Annotated in this window: 22 protein-coding genes; 1 reads left to right on the top strand and 21 read right to left on the bottom strand. The window is 43.2% G+C overall.

Translation table 11 applies throughout. The features are described 5' to 3' along the window. Positions 1-16: 16 nt before the first annotated feature. Positions 17-667 carry a transporter substrate-binding domain-containing protein gene (locus tag EKM80_RS03415; protein WP_386699280.1) on the bottom strand — a complete coding sequence of 217 codons (651 nt, stop codon included), beginning with the start codon at positions 665-667 and terminating at the stop codon, positions 17-19. A gap of 196 nt (positions 668-863) precedes the next feature. Between EKM80_RS03415 and EKM80_RS03410 the strand changes: the two genes are divergently transcribed. Continuing rightward, complete coding sequence (locus EKM80_RS03410; protein WP_125551722.1) at positions 864-1,187, top strand: hypothetical protein; 324 nt, start codon at positions 864-866, stop codon at positions 1,185-1,187. Positions 1,188-1,536: 349 nt separating this feature from the next. On the opposite strand, the gene EKM80_RS03405 is transcribed toward EKM80_RS03410, so the two are convergent. The 20 genes from EKM80_RS03405 to cobJ form a co-directional block, all read right to left on the bottom strand. Continuing rightward, entirely contained in the window at positions 1,537-2,235 is a 699-nt protein-coding gene (locus EKM80_RS03405; RefSeq protein WP_125551721.1) for a uroporphyrinogen-III synthase, read from the bottom strand. A 20-nt stretch (positions 2,236-2,255) separates the two neighbouring features. Continuing rightward, positions 2,256-2,840 (bottom strand): histidine phosphatase family protein, encoded by a 585-nt coding sequence (locus EKM80_RS03400; protein ID WP_125551720.1) that lies wholly within the window; start codon positions 2,838-2,840, stop codon positions 2,256-2,258. Beyond that, positions 2,837-3,598 carry an adenosylcobinamide-GDP ribazoletransferase gene (locus EKM80_RS03395; RefSeq protein ID WP_125551719.1) on the bottom strand — a complete coding sequence of 254 codons (762 nt, stop codon included), beginning with the start codon at positions 3,596-3,598 and terminating at the stop codon, positions 2,837-2,839. The genes EKM80_RS03400 and EKM80_RS03395 overlap by 4 nt, the downstream gene beginning before the upstream one ends. Positions 3,599-3,612: 14 nt before the next feature. Further along, entirely contained in the window at positions 3,613-4,203 is a 591-nt protein-coding gene (cobU, locus tag EKM80_RS03390; RefSeq protein ID WP_125551718.1) for a bifunctional adenosylcobinamide kinase/adenosylcobinamide-phosphate guanylyltransferase, read from the bottom strand. Then, entirely contained in the window at positions 4,190-4,942 is a 753-nt protein-coding gene (locus EKM80_RS03385; protein ID WP_125551717.1) for a hypothetical protein, read from the bottom strand. The genes cobU and EKM80_RS03385 overlap by 14 nt, the downstream gene beginning before the upstream one ends. Before the next feature lie 4 nt (positions 4,943-4,946). Further along, complete coding sequence (gene hemL, locus EKM80_RS03380; RefSeq protein ID WP_125551716.1) at positions 4,947-6,239, bottom strand: glutamate-1-semialdehyde 2,1-aminomutase; 1,293 nt, start codon at positions 6,237-6,239, stop codon at positions 4,947-4,949. A gap of 18 nt (positions 6,240-6,257) precedes the next feature. Beyond that, a complete protein-coding gene (gene hemB, locus EKM80_RS03375) occupies positions 6,258-7,232 on the bottom strand; it encodes a porphobilinogen synthase (protein WP_125551715.1) in 975 nt (324 codons plus the stop codon). Between the two features lie 31 nt (positions 7,233-7,263). After that, entirely contained in the window at positions 7,264-8,181 is a 918-nt protein-coding gene (gene hemC, locus EKM80_RS03370) for a hydroxymethylbilane synthase (protein WP_125551714.1), read from the bottom strand. Continuing rightward, positions 8,178-9,470 carry a glutamyl-tRNA reductase gene (hemA, locus tag EKM80_RS03365; RefSeq protein ID WP_125551713.1) on the bottom strand — a complete coding sequence of 431 codons (1,293 nt, stop codon included), beginning with the start codon at positions 9,468-9,470 and terminating at the stop codon, positions 8,178-8,180. Before hemA ends, hemC begins: the two co-directional genes overlap by 4 nt. A 9-nt stretch (positions 9,471-9,479) precedes the next feature. Next, entirely contained in the window at positions 9,480-9,932 is a 453-nt protein-coding gene (locus EKM80_RS03360) for a precorrin-2 dehydrogenase/sirohydrochlorin ferrochelatase family protein (protein ID WP_125551712.1), read from the bottom strand. 107 nt (positions 9,933-10,039) lie between these two features. Then, entirely contained in the window at positions 10,040-11,539 is a 1,500-nt protein-coding gene (locus tag EKM80_RS03355) for a cobyric acid synthase (protein ID WP_125551711.1), read from the bottom strand. Next, on the bottom strand, positions 11,536-12,381 hold the full coding sequence (locus tag EKM80_RS03350) for an energy-coupling factor ABC transporter ATP-binding protein (protein WP_125551710.1): 846 nt from the start codon (positions 12,379-12,381) through the stop codon (positions 11,536-11,538). Before EKM80_RS03350 ends, EKM80_RS03355 begins: the two co-directional genes overlap by 4 nt. Continuing rightward, the gene (gene cbiQ, locus EKM80_RS03345; protein WP_125551709.1) at positions 12,374-13,081 is read right to left on the bottom strand and encodes a cobalt ECF transporter T component CbiQ; all 708 of its coding nucleotides are present in this window, start codon (positions 13,079-13,081) and stop codon (positions 12,374-12,376) included. The genes EKM80_RS03350 and cbiQ overlap by 8 nt, the downstream gene beginning before the upstream one ends. Positions 13,082-13,118: 37 nt before the next feature. Next, on the bottom strand, positions 13,119-13,436 hold the full coding sequence (locus tag EKM80_RS03340) for an energy-coupling factor ABC transporter substrate-binding protein (RefSeq protein WP_125551708.1): 318 nt from the start codon (positions 13,434-13,436) through the stop codon (positions 13,119-13,121). Beyond that, on the bottom strand, positions 13,433-14,179 hold the full coding sequence (locus EKM80_RS03335) for an energy-coupling factor ABC transporter permease (protein ID WP_125551707.1): 747 nt from the start codon (positions 14,177-14,179) through the stop codon (positions 13,433-13,435). Before EKM80_RS03335 ends, EKM80_RS03340 begins: the two co-directional genes overlap by 4 nt. Positions 14,180-14,224: 45 nt before the next feature. Beyond that, positions 14,225-14,929 carry a cobalt-factor II C(20)-methyltransferase gene (locus EKM80_RS03330; protein WP_125551706.1) on the bottom strand — a complete coding sequence of 235 codons (705 nt, stop codon included), beginning with the start codon at positions 14,927-14,929 and terminating at the stop codon, positions 14,225-14,227. Between the two features lie 4 nt (positions 14,930-14,933). Further along, positions 14,934-15,716, bottom strand: a complete 783-nt coding sequence (locus EKM80_RS03325) for a sirohydrochlorin cobaltochelatase (protein ID WP_125551705.1) — start codon at positions 15,714-15,716, stop codon at positions 14,934-14,936. After that, positions 15,713-17,113: a uroporphyrinogen-III C-methyltransferase gene (gene cobA, locus EKM80_RS03320; protein WP_125551704.1), complete on the bottom strand. Its 1,401-nt coding sequence runs from the start codon at positions 17,111-17,113 to the stop codon at positions 15,713-15,715. The genes EKM80_RS03325 and cobA overlap by 4 nt, the downstream gene beginning before the upstream one ends. Positions 17,114-17,127: 14 nt before the next feature. Continuing rightward, a complete protein-coding gene (cobK, locus tag EKM80_RS03315) occupies positions 17,128-17,877 on the bottom strand; it encodes a precorrin-6A reductase (RefSeq protein ID WP_125551703.1) in 750 nt (249 codons plus the stop codon). Further along, entirely contained in the window at positions 17,874-18,599 is a 726-nt protein-coding gene (gene cobJ, locus EKM80_RS03310; protein ID WP_125551702.1) for a precorrin-3B C(17)-methyltransferase, read from the bottom strand. The genes cobK and cobJ overlap by 4 nt, the downstream gene beginning before the upstream one ends. Positions 18,600-18,608: the final 9 nt, after the last annotated feature.

Raw genomic sequence — 18,608 nt, 5'->3', positions numbered from 1 at the left:
TTTGTCTATAGTTGGTCTAGTTCATTGGGTGTTGCACTTCAATTGTAAACTCGGCGATTTTATTATTTTGTAAATTCAAAACTAAATCGGTCATTTTTTGTAGTGACGTAATCTTGGCGCCAAATAGTTCTTTTTGCGCTAATTCTTCTTGGAAGGATTGCTTCTGTACGCCAACCTTGACACCCTCGTAATCACTGGATGACCTTAGTTTACCAGCATCTTCTTTTTTCGCCATCACTACCTGCTTAACATTTAAGTAGGACTTAGAAAAAGTAACTTCCTTTTCCCGTTCTGGTGTTTTGGACATGCCAGAGATGATCATATCAATTTTACCGGTTTTTAATGCCCCTAACAGCGCATCGAAACCCATTTCATTAACTTTTAATTTAACGCCAAGATCCTTAGCAATCTTTTCTGCAATACTGATATCAAAACCAACAATTTTATCTTGGCCCTTAATTGTTTGATGAAATTCATAAGGCGGGTAATCCGCGGATAAACCGACTGTGATGTACCCCTTTTTCTTGATTGAGCTTAAATGTTTATCAGTCAATGTCGTCTTTTGTGTTGTCGCTGCATTGGCCGTGTTAGTTACACTTGCCAGCGGTAAAATAACCGTCATGATAACAAGTAATAGCATTAATAATCGTCCTAATTTTCTTTTCATGCGTACGCCCCTCCCTAATCCTTGATCCGTTTTAATGATTAGTCATAGTATACGCATTTCAATACTTTTATGCAAGTAAATTCATAAATATTGCTTAATAAGTTATTTTATTCATTAAATATGTATATTTGGCATTTTCCGTAGACACTGGTAAAATAAGTGCAGCGATAGTAAACTTTCGAAGGGAGTGATCACAGTGATTAAAAAAATTAGTTGGGTTAGCTTAATTATTTCGTTTGCTTTCGCCTTACTGCTTGCTTTCCTTTCCGATAAGGGCACCCCGCTACTAAATCTTTCGAATAATTTATTTTTGATCGGGTTATTTATTCTGATTATTGCGATCATCCTTTATTTATACGACGCCCATCTTTTTCGTCATCTTTGGTTACGGCGGCATAAAGAAGCTGATACAACCCCAGCTACTGCTGAACAGCCCGCGTTTTACACTGAACTGCGGCGTGTCTTTTTATGGCTGGGCCTTGGTGAAATTATTGTTAGTATCGTGCTTTCATTTTTATGATGAGATAGTAAAAGAGATTAGCCTTAGTCGGTTAATCTCTTTTTTGGTAGCTTTATAAGTTAAAATGCTATTCTCGGTTCATTTTTAAATTACGTTTGTGTCGGGGATGCGAATAAAAGCCTAAAGTATTCATTAGCGATAAAATCAAGCCGGCCATTACAATGGCACTAAGTACAAAAATCATTGGTGAGTGAAACGTCAAAATGCCATAGAGACACGCTAAGATAATGACTAACTGCACAATTGATTGTGTCATACGTATGTGGGGCGGTCTGGGTTGATCAGATTTCATCTCAGCCTTCATTCCTTTTCGTTTTAGGATTATTGATACTTGCATTGTAGCATATTTTTAGTCGTCTGCAAATTCTGGTGCCGCTAACAGAGCTAATGCGGCAGCCAACAAATGTTCTTGCGGCGCCGGCACTTGAACCGCTAGGCCTTGTTGCCGCAAGACTTGTGCTGTTGTTGCGCCTAATGCGACAAACCTTGGTGCAGGCTCATGCGGATGGATTTGCCAAAAGCGCGTGAAATTTGAAGGGCTGGTGACTAACACACGATCAAATTGCAGCGGCGCTAAATCAGTTTGTGCTTGTTGCGCCGCAGTGGCAGACCACTGATTTTGATAAATGGGCAATAAGTTCCAACCAGCACGCACTTTTAATTTAGTTAAATTGCCAACTAAGGCAACAACTTTTTGCTGGGGTTGCCTTAGCACTTCTAAATACGTGACCAAAGCCTGTTGATGTGGTTGTGGCGCAACAAGAATTGACTGACCACAGCCAGCCACTTGCTGCGCGAGCTTGGTACTCAACACAATTAGCTGAGCCTGTTGCACTAACTGGGCATAATGTTCAACTAAACAAGCTGCCGCATAGGCGCTGGTCAAGACTACATAATCAGCCTGCTGCAGCGTATGCTGTGCAGTTTTGGTTAGCGGTTTAAACGTTAATTCACGAAACGGATAATAAATTACCGGTGCAATTGCAGCTAATCGTTGTTGCCACACTGGCGCAATCTTCTTTTGTGGATAAGTAATTAAAATTGCCATTAGCTGACCTCACTTTACTTTCAAACATTTCGGGCAAGTAACGTTGCTTGCTCATTTTGCCAATCAATCACAGTATACTGGCCAGCATTAAACCGAATATCCCAAAAAACTGCATCACTGGCAAATAAATATTGATCTAATACCCGTAGTGTACCTAAATGGGCAATCAACACTAAATTAGTGGTCGTGGTGGTGGTTAATAATTGTTGCCAGCCGGCCAGCACGCGCTGTTGAAACTGCACGAATGATTCAGCTTGCGGTGGCGTGTAACTCAATGGTGCCGCCAGCCAGGCCTGCCAGGCTTTGGGATAACCCGCCTGAATTTCATCAGCGTCCAGGCCTTCCCACGCCCCAAAGCCTTTTTCGTTAAAGGCGGCTTGCTGCTGAAATGGCTGGTGATATTTAGTCACTAGGGGCATTAACGTCTGTTGCGCCCGTAATTGGCCACTGCAACAAAACGTTGTGGTTCCAGTTAATTTTATGCGTTTTGCCAGCTGTTGTGCTTGCGCTAACCCTTTGGTTGTCAACCCGACATCCAGTGTACCGTAAAACTTATGTTGCAGATTCAGCGGCGTTTCCCCATGCCGGGCTAAATAAAGTTTCATCCCAACCACCGACTAAAAATTAAATAGGCAAGGATAAAAGTCATTTGCGCGACTTCGGCAAATGCACCAATAGTATCACCAGAAAAACCACCAAGAATATGAATGATCCGCCGCCGGTAAGCATAAGCTACCACCAAAATAACTAAATAGCTCAAAACGCCACTTATCCCTAATGCAAGCGCCATCACAATAACAGAAAATAGTTGCGCCACAGCAATTTGCCACGTTTTGACTTTGACCCAAATACTAGCTAAGCCGTGAGGTGACCCGGCATAAACCATTTTATAAAATAAAAGCGAGAGCCCCGTTTTAGCCAACATCGTTGTAATTGCTGCAACGAAAGCCAAATGTAGTGGGGTAACTTGCTGACTGAGCGCCACACCACCACCAAGCATGATGCCATAAAAATAAATCAGCGCTAGCGTACCCATGGTTCCAATACGACTATCCTTCATGATCTCATGCATTTTATCTGGTGTGCGCGAGGAAAAGAGCCCATCAGCGCTGTCAGCCAAGGCGTCAAGATGGAACCCACCAGTTAGCAACCCATCACTGATCAAAAATAACCCCCACGCCAGCCAAACTGGCATTAACAACTGCAACACCCAAAAAATAGCTGCTTCCAAAATACCTAATAATAAACCAAACACAGTTAAATACTGAATATTACGGCGAAATTTTTCTTCAACATCATCGATCATCACTGGAACATTGATCCGCGTAAAAAACTGAATAAATAAAATTAAAGCCTGACCCAAATGATCGCCTCCACTCACTTAATTTGTTGCGGTAAGCCACTGATAACGAAATAAACTTGGTCTGCGGCTTGTGCTAAATATTGATTAACATCACCATAAATATCACGTAATAATCTTGCTTGATGGGTTGCTGGTACCACACCAAGCCCGACTTCATTGGTGACCGCTAGCAAACGCTGGTTAGTCGTATGCACAGCCGCTATGATATCATGCCACTGTGTCAGAATTTCTTGCTCAATTTGCTTAATTTGCGGATTAGTCATTTGCTCAATATAGTCATCGTAAGCAGCTGGTTTGATATCACCTTGCTGTGCAACTAAGTGATAAAACAGATTTGTTGTCAACATTGTAACGTCATCCAATAAATACCCAGCAAATTGATGTGCTTGTATAAATGTGGCCACATCTAAGTAGCGTTCTTCAGTTTGCCAATTAGGTGAACGGCGGGCTTGATGGCGCTCGATGCGCAACGCCATTTCTTGATCCGGCGCCAACATCACCCCCGTTGCAATATAGCAAATCGCTTCAGTAGCCGTAAATTGTGCTTCCGCAAACGCAGATTTACCACTCCGCGCGCCACCAGTAATTAATTTAATTTGTGCCATTAGTCGATCTCCCTGATTTCAATTTAGCAAGTAACTGAATTTTTGGAAAGTCATGTTTTAATTGAGCCTGTGCTTCTGGTTGCACCGCAATTAATAAGACCGTTGCTGGCCCAGCTGACTGCTCTAAAATTGGCTGATCAGCCACCAGTAACTGTGGTGTTAACCTTTGCGTAGTTGCCATTTGTTCTAGCTCATAACGAATACCTTTAGACCCAACCGGCAATAAATCGACTACACCAACCTGTTGTACCAGCTGACGAACTTCGTTATACGCAAAAATCGTATCTAAGTGGGCCACAACTTGTTGGCCAACATATGGCGTGCCTAAGCGATAAACCATTAACTCAGAATATTGCGTACGTGGTTTAATACCCCTTTTGCCGATTACAGTAACCCCTACTGATGTGGTTACTGTAGTCATATTGTCTTCAGTACTCCCATTTAAAGGTAGATCAGCTAAAGCAGCCTTGGCTAATTCTTGCCGTAAACCTGCAATCACACGTTCACCGGTGGGTTGCATTTCATTACCAACCGTGTCCACCACTAGCAGCGGTTGTGCCCCAAAACAGAGTAACTCCAGCAACGGCACGCGTAAACAATAAGCAGACATAACTTCGGTGGGAACCGAAACCATGTCTGCTTGTTTAGCGCCAATTCCTGCACTACTGTCGCAGGCAATCACCAGTTGTTCAGTTGCCGATAATGGCAGTAAAGTTAAATCACGAAATTGGCTACTCATCGACTCACTCCTGACTAACAGCTGCAAAAGCCCGTTCAAACGCGGCAATCGTTTGATCGATTTCTGCATCTGTATGTTTGGTTGAAATAAAGTTAGTCTCAAATTGTGACGGTGCCGTGTAAATACCTTCTTGTAACAAGGCTTTATAGAACTTGGCAAAGTAAGCCTGATCACTTTGTTGTACATCAGCAAAATTTTCAACGTCATGCTCATTGAAGAAATAACTCCACATCGTGCCAACATGATGAGTCACGATTGGTACCTGATATTGCTTAGCCGCAGCCGCAATTCCAGCCATCAAACGTGTTACTTTTTTGTCCATTGCTGTATATAAATCTTCATTTAATTGTTGAATCGTACTGATACCACCAGTCATCGCTAATGGATTCCCAGATAAAGTCCCGGCATGATAAATTGGCCCATCAGGCGTAATTTTATGCATAATATCACGGCGCCCGCCGAAGACGCCAACTGGTAGGCCACCACCAACAACTTTACCTAAAGTAGTCAAGTCTGGTGTAATACCATACAAAGCTTGTGCACCATGGAAAGCCGCACGAAAGCCAGTCATAACTTCATCAAAAATCAACAACGCACCATGCTCACTTGTTACCTGACGCAAAGTTTGCAAGAATGACTTTTTAGCTGGCACCACACCCATATTGCCGGCAACTGGTTCCACGATCACGCAGGCAATTTCATCACCATGAGCGGCAAAAACATCCTTAATTGCCGCTTCGTCATTATAGGCAACCGTCAAGGTATCATACGCTAAAGCTTCAGGCACCCCTGGCGATTTAGTAATGTTGAAGGTCGCTAAACCAGAACCAGCGTCCACTAATAAGGAGTCACTGTGGCCATGGTAATTACCGATGAATTTAACAATTTTGTCACGATGGGTGTAACCGCGAGCTAAACGAATCGCACTCATGGTAGCTTCGGTTCCTGAAGAAACCATCCGCATCATTTCAATTGATGGTACGATTTTTTGCACCATTTTGGCTAATTGACTTTCCAACAAGGTTGGTGCGCCATAACTAGTTCCTTTAGTCACTGCTGCCTGTAAGTCAGCGACAACTTTATCGTCGGCATGACCTAAAATTAGCGGTCCCCATGACATGACATAATCAATATAATCGTTGCCGTCAATGTCATAAATGTGTGAACCCTTGCCGTGGTCAATAAATAATGGATCGCCACCGACATTTTTAAAAGCACGCACTGGACTGTTGACCCCACCAGGCATTAACTGGCTAGATTCAACAAAAGCTTGTTTAGATTTAGTAAAATCACGCATGTTTTTTTATTCCCCCTACTACTTAACTAGCCGTGCTGCAACGTCTTTCGCAAAATAAGTGATGATCAAATCGGCACCAGCACGTTTCATCCCCGTTAAAATTTCATCAACAATTTTAGCTTCATCGATCCAGCCATTAGCGGCAGCGGCCTTAACCATTGAATATTCACCAGAAACGTTATAAGCAACTAATGGTAAAAGTGTTTGTTCACGAACATCGCGCATAATATCACCAAATGCCATTGATGGCTTGACCATTACCATATCAGCGCCTTCTTTTTCATCACTAGCCACTTCACGTAAGGCATCTAAGCGATTAGCTGGATCCATTTGGTAAGATTTACGGTCACCAAATTCAGGTGCACTGTTAGCTGCATCACGGAACGGGCCGTAGAAGCTAGAGGCATACTTAACGGCATAAGACATAATTGGTGTGTTGACAAAACCAGCTTCGTCCAAGCCTTGGCGAATTGCTGCTACAAAGCCGTCCATTGCGTTAGATGGCGCAATAATATCTGCGCCGGCCTTAGTTTGGCTAACGGCAGTTTTGACGATCAGTTTCAATGATTCATCATTTAAAACATACCCATTTTCATCCACTACACCACAATGACCTGTCGAAGTGTATTCACATAAACAAGTGTCGGCAATAATAATCAAGTCAGGATAAGCTGCTTTGATTTTCCGGGTTGCTTGTTGAACGATACCATCATCTGCCCAAGCACCAGTGCCAACATCATCCTTGTGGCTAGGAAGACCAAACAAAATAATAGCTTTGATCCCAAGCTCAGTAATTGCTTTAATTTCACTTAAAATGGTGTCTAAACCAAATTGATAAACACCAGGCATTGAGCTAATTTCTCTTTTGCCCTTTAAATCCTCCACAATAAAAACTGGCATGATCAGATCGTCGCGAGTTACCCGATTTTCCCGAACTAAATCTCGCAATGCTGGTGTAGTACGTAAACGACGATGACGATCAAATTGAATCATAATGAGTTGACTTCTTTCTTTTATTTTTTATTTATTCAACGTTCAATGCAGTTAGTGCGCCTTGATCAATTAAGATAGCTGCAGCGGTCGCCCCTAATTTAGCGGTTAAAGGCCCACGATTTTCAATTGGATACCATTGGGTGCCATCCTGTGCAGCAACCAAACCCTTGAATTCAAACCCTAGTGCATTTTGTGTCGCGTAAGCACCAATGGGAAAGTTACAACTCCCACCTAATTTTTTCAGAAAGGCGCGCTCAATTTGGACACAGTTAGCAGTATGCGTATCATGGAGCGCAGCAAGTAACGCCAAAGTATCCGTATCTGCTTGGCGACATTCAATCGCCAACGCCCCTTGGCCAGTAGCTGGCAAAATAACGTCTTGTAGCGAGTACCGATAGTAAGGTGCAATATCAACTGCTAAGCGATCCAAGCCAGCTTCAGCTAAGACAATACCAGCCAAATGTTCACTGGCAATTTTAGCCAAGCGTGTGTCCACGTTGCCACGAATCGGCACGATTTCCAGATCTGGCCGCGCATGTAATAATTGACCTTCACGCCGCAAGCTATTAGTACCGATCCGAGCGTGTTGCGGTAAATCGGCCAACGATTTCAGTGGTGCTACTGTAATCAAGCAATCAAAGGCTGAAGCACGCTGCGGTATCGCCCCAATCGTCAAAGTGTCCGGCAATACTGGTGGCACGTCTTTCAAACTATGCACGGCAAAATCAATTTTGCTGGTCAGTAGTTCATGCTCAATTTCTTTGACAAATACGCCTTTACCGCCAATCTTTTGCAAGCTATCGTGTAAATTACGATCTCCTTCAGTAACAATTGGTTGTAGTTGAAAATTCAGTTGTGGAAAACGCTCCTGTAGTTGCTTTTGCACTAATTGTGATTGACACATTGCTAATTTACTTTTGCGGGTGCCAATAATAAATGTCGATTTCATTTAGCAACCTCCTTTTTGACGGCTGCTTCATCAACCTCAGCCAAACCAAAAATCTGCTTGAAGAAGTCAATATCAACATCAGCATCTGATGTAATTGATAATTCCTTAATTGTTTTAATTGGCTGCTTGATCATTTGATTGACGATGCTCTTCATATGCTTACGAATCACTTTTAACTCATGCTCATTCAGTTCAGGTAACTTATGCTGTAAACTGGTTAAGGCCGTATCTTGAACTACTAAAGCAGATTCACGTAGTTCCTTGATCACCGGCACAATATGTAGCTGCCGTTGCCATGTGTAATACTCTTGAACCGCAACTGGAATTTCAGCAGCGATTTTTTTAACCAACTGTTGGCGCAATTCGTTATTGGACTGGACGATTTCAGTTAATTGATCAATATTGTAGTAATGTAACTGTTCAGCCAATTGCGGTGTAATACGAATATTCCGCGGTACACCAAGGTCGATCAAAACTAAATTCGGCTGACGGACTGTCAGCGCCTGGGCATCGATCAACGGTTCTTGCGTTGCGACTGCCGTGATGACAGCATCTGATGTCGCCAAAACGTCTGGTAGTTTAGTCAACGGTGCCGCACTTACTTGACCACCGAAATTAGCAGCTAAATGTTGTGCTTTAGCTAACGTCCGGTTGACCAACACAATTCGACTAAAGCCCATGTTATAAGCGTTATCCAGCGCTTGGCGGCCCATTTCGCCTAAGCCAACGATGGCTAACTGCTTGTCCTGTAGTGATTGTAAGTGTGCCTTGATCTGGTGTAAGCCGGCTTGGCTAGACGAAATCGAGTGTTCACTGATTTTATATTCGGTGTGCATCCGCTTAGCGAAAGTGATCACCTCTTGGAATAAGTGATTAAAAATGGCACCAGTTGTCGCATTTGCTTGGGCAGCGAAAAAGGCGCGCTTTACTTGACCTAAAATCTGTGGTTCGCCAATAATCAAAGATTCTAGACCACTGGCAACACGGAAGAGATGGGTAACTGCCGCTGATTGCTCCTCAATCATAACATAGTCATTAATTGTCGCTAAGTCAACCTTGAACCAATTAGCTAAAAAGCGTTTCAAATAATAGCGTCCAGTATGAATTTGATCAACTACCGCATAAATTTCGGTACGATTACAAGTCGATAAGATCACATTTTCCAAAATACTTTTTTCTTCATTTAATTGTTGATCAGCTTGTGCCAGTTGCTCCGCTGCAAAAGAAAATTGCTCACGTAACGCCAGCGGCAAAGGATGGTAGTCCAGATTAACATAAATAATAAACATTATTCGTTTTCATTCCTTCCCTTTTTGCCACGGCTTGGCCTGCAGCCAAATCGTTAATAATTGCCGAATTTTTTTAGCCAGTTTGGGTGAACTGCCATGAGTTGAAACAGCTAACGCCACTTCATCTTGTTCCACCATTGCCATATTATAAAAATCCGAAGCGTATTTATCACTGGTATTATTGACCAGTTGGCCTGGCCCAGCATCTTGCCGTACCTGCGCATTGACCGCTAAATTATTGGTACAAGCGATAATCAAGTCAGCTTGCGCTAAATCGCCAGTTTTATAAGTCCGTGTAACCCAATTAAGCTGTTGCCGCTCAATTTGTGGGCTTAAGGTGGGACTGATCACCGTGATCGTTGCCCCCGCAGCCCGTAGCGTCTTAATCTTGCGCGCCGCCACACGACCACCACCGATCACTACAACTTGCTTATGCTGTAAATTTAACATAACTGGATACATGAAATGCCTCACTTTTTTGAAAGAGTGGTTAAAATAGTACCACTGATTAATACAAATAGTGCCGTTGTCCTAATTTATAGAACATTTTACCAAACTCATTATATCCCTTAGTGTTCACTATCCGCCAAAATTTGATAAATTGCCGGCATATCAAGATGTTGGCGTAAGGTCGCTGCTAGTTTATCATACTGCTGTTCCTTATAAACATTCAAGGACACACCCGGCGTATAAATCGGCTCTAACCCTTTACGCTGCCGTAATTGATTTAGCAGGTGCCGAGTCCATAATTGATTATCGAAAATACCATGTAAATAAGTACCAAATACGCTACCGTCAGCATTAATAGCCCCATCTAAGCGTTCTGTTTTAACGCCATTATTAGCGACAATCTTAGTGTACGGTTGCGCTTGTGGTCCTAATTTTGTCGTACCCATATGAATTTCATAACCAGTCAGTTTGAAATCATCATGCCACGCTTCTGCTTGGGTCGTTGTTTTAGTCGGATTAAAATAAGTCACTGCATCAACTAAGCCCAGGCCAGCCTGCTGTTTGATTGCTGATTCAACCTGTTGCTCATCATGCAATTCACGGCCGATGATTTGATAGCCACCACAAATACCGCAGACCATACTGCCATGCTGATGGGCTTGCTTTATTGCCTCAGCTAAGCCAGTTTTGGTTAAATAAGCCATGTCTTCGTTGGTATTTTTACTGCCCGGAATGATCAATAAATCTGGCTGGCCTAATTCTTCTGGCTTTAAGACATAACGCACGGAAACATCAGGCTGCAACTCCAAGCTGTGAAAATCGGTGAAATTAGAAATCTTAGTTAAGCTGATCACAGCAATATCTAAGGCTTTACTGGTATCAACTTCACGCGATTTTCCAGTTAAAGCCACGCTGTCTTCTTCATCTAAATCAACGTCGCTCATTGGAATCACACCTAATACTGGTACACCAGTTAAGTCCTCGATCATTTTATTACCGGGCGTCAATAAAGTTTCATCCCCACGAAATTTATTGATCACGATACCCTTGACTCGTTTTTGGTCAGCTGGTGGTAATAACTTTATTGTACCGTAAATTGCGGCAAATACACCGCCTTTGTCAATATCGGCCACTAAAATTACTGGTGCATCAGCCATCCGCGCCATACCCATATTAACTAAATCGTGTTCATTTAAATTAATTTCCGCCGGACTGCCGGCACCTTCCAGTACCACCACATCATTTTCTGCTGCTAAATCTTGATAAACTTGTTGCACTTTATCTTTGAGTTGCGGTTTGAACGCTTGATAATCGACTGCATCCATATCAGACAATACTTTTCCTAAAAATACCACCTGTGAGGCCTTGTCAGTGGATGGCTTCAGCAAAATTGGGTTCATCCGTACATCAGGTGCCACCCCAGCAGCCTCTGCTTGGAAAACTTGTGCCCGCCCCATTTCATTACCTTCCTTAGTAATAAATGAGTTCAACGCCATATTTTGTGATTTAAAGGGTACCACGCGTAAGCCATCATCACGTAAAATCCGGCACAAACCTGCAGCTAACCAGCTTTTACCTGAATCAGATGCCGTTCCTTGAAACATAATTGAACGTGTCATTCTTTTTCCTCCTCACCAGACAAATCCAACTGAGCTAACTTTTTCTGCAACGCCTTATCCGCAAATAATTCTGCCGGTGTTGCATATAATGGCAAATGTAGATCTTCATGTAGCCGGACTAACCACGGTTGCTCCAACTTAGCTGCTTCAATCAGCGTACGTTCACGAAATACTGATTGCTTATCACCGCTTTTGACAATTTTACCATCTTGCAAAATATAGAAATATTGACCGACTTCATACATAAAATCCATATCGTGACTAGATAAGATAATTTTTTGCCCGTTGGCGATCAATTGATGGATCAAGCGGACCATCCGCCGCCGACCATCAGGATCTAGACCAGCGGTTGGTTCATCTAATAGTAACCACTCAGAATCTAAAACTAAAATACCCGCGATTGCCACACGCTTTTTTTGACCCCCACTCAAATATTGGATCGGTCGTTGCCGTAGGTCGCTAATATCTAGCTTAGCCAACGCTTGGTCAACGCGCGCATCAATTTCTGCTTGTGGTAAACCTAGGTTATGTAGGGCAAAGGCAACATCGTCCTCTACCAATGAATAAAATATTTGTTGCTCTGAATTTTGAAAAATAATTCCGATCCGTTTGCGCAACGCTAATAATGACTTCTTATCATAACGTAATGGCTGACCATCCAATAAAATTTGCCCACTGTCTGGCCGCTGAATACCAACTAGATTCAAGAACAAAGTTGATTTACCAGAACCATTAGGCCCGATAATTCCAATCACCTGTGCCTGATCCAATTTTAAATTGATATCATGCAAGACTTCTTTGCCCGGTTCATAACTAAAATTTACATGTTGTAATTCAAGCATTATTGCCGCTCCGTTCTCTCGTCGTAATTGGAAATTCGCCATGATAAAGTTTAACCGCTAATGCATTGTCCATTTCACGGTAATTATAAATGATCTGTTCAAATAGCAACTTGATCAGCAAGCTTAGTGAATGAATGCTGGTATGGAAATTGCGATAGCCAAAGCGCAATTGCTGCGCGTGATAGATTTGCTCCCAAGCCGCGATAAAAATAAAAATAAAGCGGTACATCAACATTGTTTCTTCTATTAATAAGCGTGGTAAATGTAGCTTGACTAATAAATAAACAATTTGTTGAAACGGTGTCGTCAATGCTAGAAAGTAAGTACACGTGATCGCACTTAACGCCCGCAAACCAATCGTTAATCCTTGTGGCAACATCACTTTGGAAATCCCGAAATATTGACCAAATACTGGCAACGACCAATACAAGGTATGCCGGCTCGGTCCCACTGTTAAAATAATTCCTAAAATACTCAACGCTAAGAAAGGCAAGATGCCATAATACCAACGTAAGTATTGGTGTAACCCAACACCAGTTACGTACAGTGTTGCACTAACTACGCCAACTAATAGCAACAGTTTTAACCAAATCAACGGTTGGAACGCCAAAATCATTCCTAACAGCCACAAACACCCTTTTAAAACAGGTGACCAATGAACGATTTTGTTTTGGTAAGCATATTTATCAATTACTAACATGGTTCGTTCCTCCGTTCAATTTAGTTACGACTGCCAGCTATGACTTGTTTTTAGCATTTTGCTGTATTTCTTGGCGGGCTTTACGTTTACCATGGGCATTACCGATAATATAGGCAATGATCCCTGTCCCAATACTGCCCTGCACCGTAAACAAGAAACTCTCAACCTCGGCTGAAGGCGGCGTCCATAACGGGTGAATCCAAACCTTGTAACTGGGATCATTCTTATGGATCTGTTCAGTGCCTTGATCATCACTACCAGTAAAGCTACCATTTTTAGCTACGAAAAACGGAATGACACATAAGACGATCACTAAGCCAAGTAAAATCCAGTTTTGCAACGTTTTGCGTTTCATCGTAAGGCCGACTCCTCCCACAAATGATTACTGATCACTAAGTTATAAACTAACACCGTCAATAGCCCTTCCGCAATCGCTAAGGGAATCTGCGTAACAGCGTAAATACTGAGAAACTTAATCGCCGCCCCCAGCACCCCATTATTGGGATCCGGGTACACCACGGCTAACTGAATTGAAGTCGTGACGTATGTGATCCAATCAGCAAACACCGCACATAGGAAAATGGAAATACTGCGGTTCATCCGTAGCGCGCGGCATAGGCGCCAAACGGCATACCCAACAAATGGTCCTACAATAACCATTGAAACCATGTTGGCACCTAATGTGGTCAAGCCACCATGAGCTAGCAATAAAGCTTGGAATAGCAGCACAATAGCGCCTAAAACACTTAATACACCTGGGCCAAATAAAACAGTTCCCAAGCCAACACCAGTCGGATGAGAAGATGACCCTGTCACTGATGGAATTTTTAACGATGAGAGGACAAATACAAAGGCCCCACATAATGCCAGCATAATTTTAGCGTTTTGATTGGAATCACGAACAATTTGTCGCATCCGGTACAAGCCATAAATAAAGAATGGCGCTGCCACTGCAAACCAGAAAATACACCAGCCTGGTGGCAACATCCCTTCCATGATATGCATTGCGTGGACGGTAATTGGATAATTCAGACTGACTAGTAACACCGCCACCGCGACAATGATCAATAAACGTTTAAACTTACGTGCTGATAACATGCTACTTTCACCTACTCAATCAATATATTTCTAATTAATAACGCCTTAACCGAGCGTTTGGTGCTTCTTCACTAACATTGTGGCAAAATATGGCAATTTACTAGCCGCCGTTAATTGGCTGACTGGCGTAATTGCTTGTTGCGCCATCGAAGCGTTAGCAACCACAATCGCATGCTCTAGCAAATTAGCATCCGCTAATAAGCGATAAACCATTTGCCAATGCGTTGCCACTTTCATAATGACCAAGTTATCGTTTAGATCCAAGGCACTTTTCAAGGTTGCTTCATCAGTTGTTGCAGGTACGACCGTCAATAACTCATCATCTAACATTAATGGCAGCGATAGACTAGCAGCAATTTGTGAAAATGATGAAATACCAGCAATGGTTTCGACTTCAATCTGATCTTGTACGCGCTCTAAAATATAACTATAAGTACTGTAGACAGAAGGATCGCCTAAAGTCAGAAAACCGACATCGTGACCTGCTTGGACATCGCTAACGATTTCCGCTGCAATCGCCGCCCAACTTTTTTCTTTAGTTGCTAAATCCTTAACCATCGGAAAGTGTCGTTGCTTGATTTCCAGTGTTGTGGGCAAATACGGTTGGGCAATTTTTTCAGCAACACTAATACCACCATGATGTGCCAGTGGTGTATATAAAACGTCTAACTTTTTGATGCGTTGAGTTGCTTTAACCGTTAATAATTCAGGGTCACCAGGACCAACGCCAATACCATAAAATTTTGCCATTTGCTTACTCCTTTGCCTGATCGATTGCTTGCTGTAAATGCTGAATGAAGCGTTGCTGGACTGCTGAAATTTCGCCTAAACCAATTAAATGACTTTCGGTCGTAAAACCGGCTGCTTCCAACTGTGAACGCCATGATTCAGGCTTAGTTGATGACATATCGTTGGTGGCGTGATTGCCAGCAACCAACATCAATGGCCATAGATGAACTTTTTTGATGCCATCTTGTTGCATTCGTTTAATTTCCAGCGCTAAATCTGGATAACTTTCTACTGCACCCACGTAATGGCGCGTACCCATCAACATGTGATCCAAACAAGCATACGCAGTAAATTGATTATCAGCAGTACCATGCCCCATAAATAGAACACCTTCATCCGCTGCTAGATCAGGCGTTAACAGTGGTAATTGCGCCACTAACCATTGATAGTCACTGTAATCATTTAGTAGCGGTTGGCCAATGATCAATTCAGTAAATTGATCCCGATAACTGCTTAGTTGGCTAAGCAGGCGCTGATATTCAATGCCGGGAATAATATGTAGCGATTGAACAATGACGCGGGTAAAGCCAGCTTGCTGAATTTTGCGTAAGGCCTGGCTAGGTGTATCGATTTTGATTTGCTCTTGTTCGCGAATTCGCTTGATCACCACATTGGATGTAAAGGCGCGAAAAACGGTTGCCTGCGGATAGGCCTGCTGAATGGCAGTTTCCGTTGCGGCAATTGTTTTTTGCCGGGTTTCAGGAAAAGTGGTGCCAAAACTGACGACTAAAATAGCTGTTTTGCTCATGCTTGATACCATCCTTCAATTTTATCTAAAATAGCTGTATAACTTGGTTGGCTGGTATAAACCCGTTGTACACCTTGAGTAATCAGTGCAGCAGCAACCTGTTCGCCCATAGCAAAGCTTGGTAATTGCTGTAGCTGTTGCCGCTGACTAGGCCGCACACTGTTAAATAAATCAGTCACCGCTTGTGTGCTAGGAAAAATTGCCGCTTGGTATTGCCGTGGCTGTAAACGGTCTTGCTGTGGTAACTGATGCCGGTAAAGGGCTAACCATGTGGCACCTGTTGTTACTAATATCGGCGCCGCGCCAATTATCAGTAGTTGCGGATCACTTAAATCCAATTGCTCAAGTGGTGTACACGTATCAACCAATAAACCATGTTTTTCTAATCCTTTGGCCACACGTTGACTAGTTGCGACTAGCTTCAAAGACGCCAATATCCGCAAATCTTGCTTGACTGTCAATAACTGTTGCTGCAACTGCTCGAAGGCAATAATATCGGTAACCACCAACGTTTGATAAGTCGTAAAGTCAGGCAAGTTCACTGTTAACGCTTGTGGCGTGCTACGTTCAAAACGACCAACAAAAGCGCCACGGTCACTGAGCAACTGTGCTAAGCGTGACGGCTGGGCGGCAGGAATTAAAATATGCCGCCCAGTTAATGGTGTTTGTGGTGCTTGTAAAACTGCCCGTAATTTCACCACATCGCCGACTACGATCAAGCTTGGCGCCCCAATTTTTTCTTGACGCACCGTGCTAACGATTTGTGCTAATGGTGCAGTCACCACCCGCTGATTCCAATGTGTCGCCCATTGAATAATCGCTACTGGCGTGGTCGCTGGCTTACCATGTTGCCGTAATTGCGCCACAATTTGTGGTAATTGGCCCATGCCCATTAGGAAAACTAACGTGCCTTCTTGCTGGGCAATATTCGCCCAATCAAGACCACCATTAGCGGCTTGGCGATGCCCCGTAATAATATGGAAGCTGGACGCATAGTCGCGGTGCGTGATTGGAATCCCGGCAGCAGCTAACCCAGCAATTGCACTAGTGATACCGGGTACAACTTCAAAATTGATACCGGCTGCTACTAAGCATTGACTTTCTTCACCGCCACGCCCAAAGACATATGGATCGCCAGCTTTTAAACGCACAACGCGTTTATTCTGCCGGGCATAATCGATCAGTAATTGTTCGATTTGTCCTTGCTTGACCTTATGGAACCGCGGTAGCTTACCAACATCGATCAATTCAGCTTGCTTGGCTAAGTGTAGTAACTCGGGATCAACTAAGCGATCGTAGAAGACCACATCGGCTTCTTGTAGCCGGCGCTCGCCTAAGCGGGTCAAATACTCTGGTGCGCCTGGCCCAGCACCAACTAATGAAACTAAACCACTCATGCTACCACCACCTTTTAAAGTTTTGCTAATGTAGTTGCCAGCTCAGGAATTGTTTTGACAACTACTGGGTAATTGACTGCTGGCCGTTTAATAATAATGCAGGGAATATTTAACTGTGCGCAGGCAGTAATCTTTTCTTGAATACCACCTTGGCGGCCACTTTCTTTCGTCACCACTGCACAAGCATTGACCCGCTTAAAGAGTTCCACGTTAAGTTCAGTCGTAAAGGGGCCACGAATACCGTCAATTTGTTCAGCACGTAAGCCTAGCGCTGTCAACTTTTCAAAAACGCGGGTAACTGGCAAAACTCGCACATGAATCCGCTCAAGGCCCAATGCCGCAATATAGTCACCCACTGTTTTACTGCCGGTCGATAAATAAACAGTACCATCAAGTTGTTTAAGCAGTGCGCACGCTTGATCTAAATTATCGACAAAGCGTAGATCCTGGCCCGCTTCTGCCACTTGTTCGCGTTCAAAACGAACATACGGAATACCCACTACCTTAGTTGCCGCAATCGTATTTTCCGACGCCACTTTAGCGAAGGGGTGCGTTGCATCAATCACTAAATCAATTTGCTTAGCGCGTAGAAATTCCGGTAACTGTTCCGCATTTAATGCCTGCTCCGAAACCACTGCAGCGTGCTCTTGGGCTAATTCAGCCCCATATTGACTGACCACTGACAGAATGAAGGGACGCTGTTGCTGGGTGAGAAAATCGGCGATCGATAAACTTTCCGTTGTACCACCCATCAATAAAATCATAGTGTATACCCTCTTGGTGTGATCATCCGGCCATCAGCCACATAAGTATTCTTATTGCCGATAATCACGATTGTGGTCATATCAACATCTTCTTCATCTAAATCTTTGATCGTCGTGATCTTTTCAATCTCTTTTGGTCGTGCAACGTCCTTACCAATACCAACTACAGTGTCAGCTGATTTATATTTTAAAATAATATTTAAAGCTTCGCGTAAGTTATTTGGCCGACCCTTACTACGAGGATTGTACAAGCAAATGACAAAATCAGCGCTGGCAGCAGCGTCAACGCGCTTTGTAATTACTTCCCATGGCGTCATTAAGTCGCTTAAACTAATGTGGCAGAAATCGTTCATTAATGGTGCCCCTAATGCTGCGGCAGCACCGATACTGGCAGTAACACCAGGCACAACTTTAATATCGATCTTAGCACCTGCTTTACTAGCAAGTTCTAAGGCCAAACCAGCCATGCCGTAAATGCCAGCGTCACCACTAGAAACGATGGCAACATCCTTACCTGTCTGAGCAATTTCAATGGCTTTTTGACAACGTGCTACTTCACCGCGCATCCCTGTTGAAACGATTTCCTTATCCTTGATCAAATCACGAATGATTCGGATATAAGTTGAATAACCGACAATAATATCCGTTTTTGCGATTACAGCTAGGGCTTCCTGGGTCATCAAATCCCGTGAACCGGGGCCAATTCCTACAATATATAACATCAAATTTCC

Source organism: Loigolactobacillus jiayinensis (genome assembly GCF_003946445.1).
Taxonomy (GTDB): Bacteria; Bacillota; Bacilli; order Lactobacillales; family Lactobacillaceae; genus Loigolactobacillus; species Loigolactobacillus jiayinensis.
The sequence above is the reverse complement of the archived record's forward strand: the minus strand, read 5'-3'. Positions and strand labels throughout refer to the sequence as shown.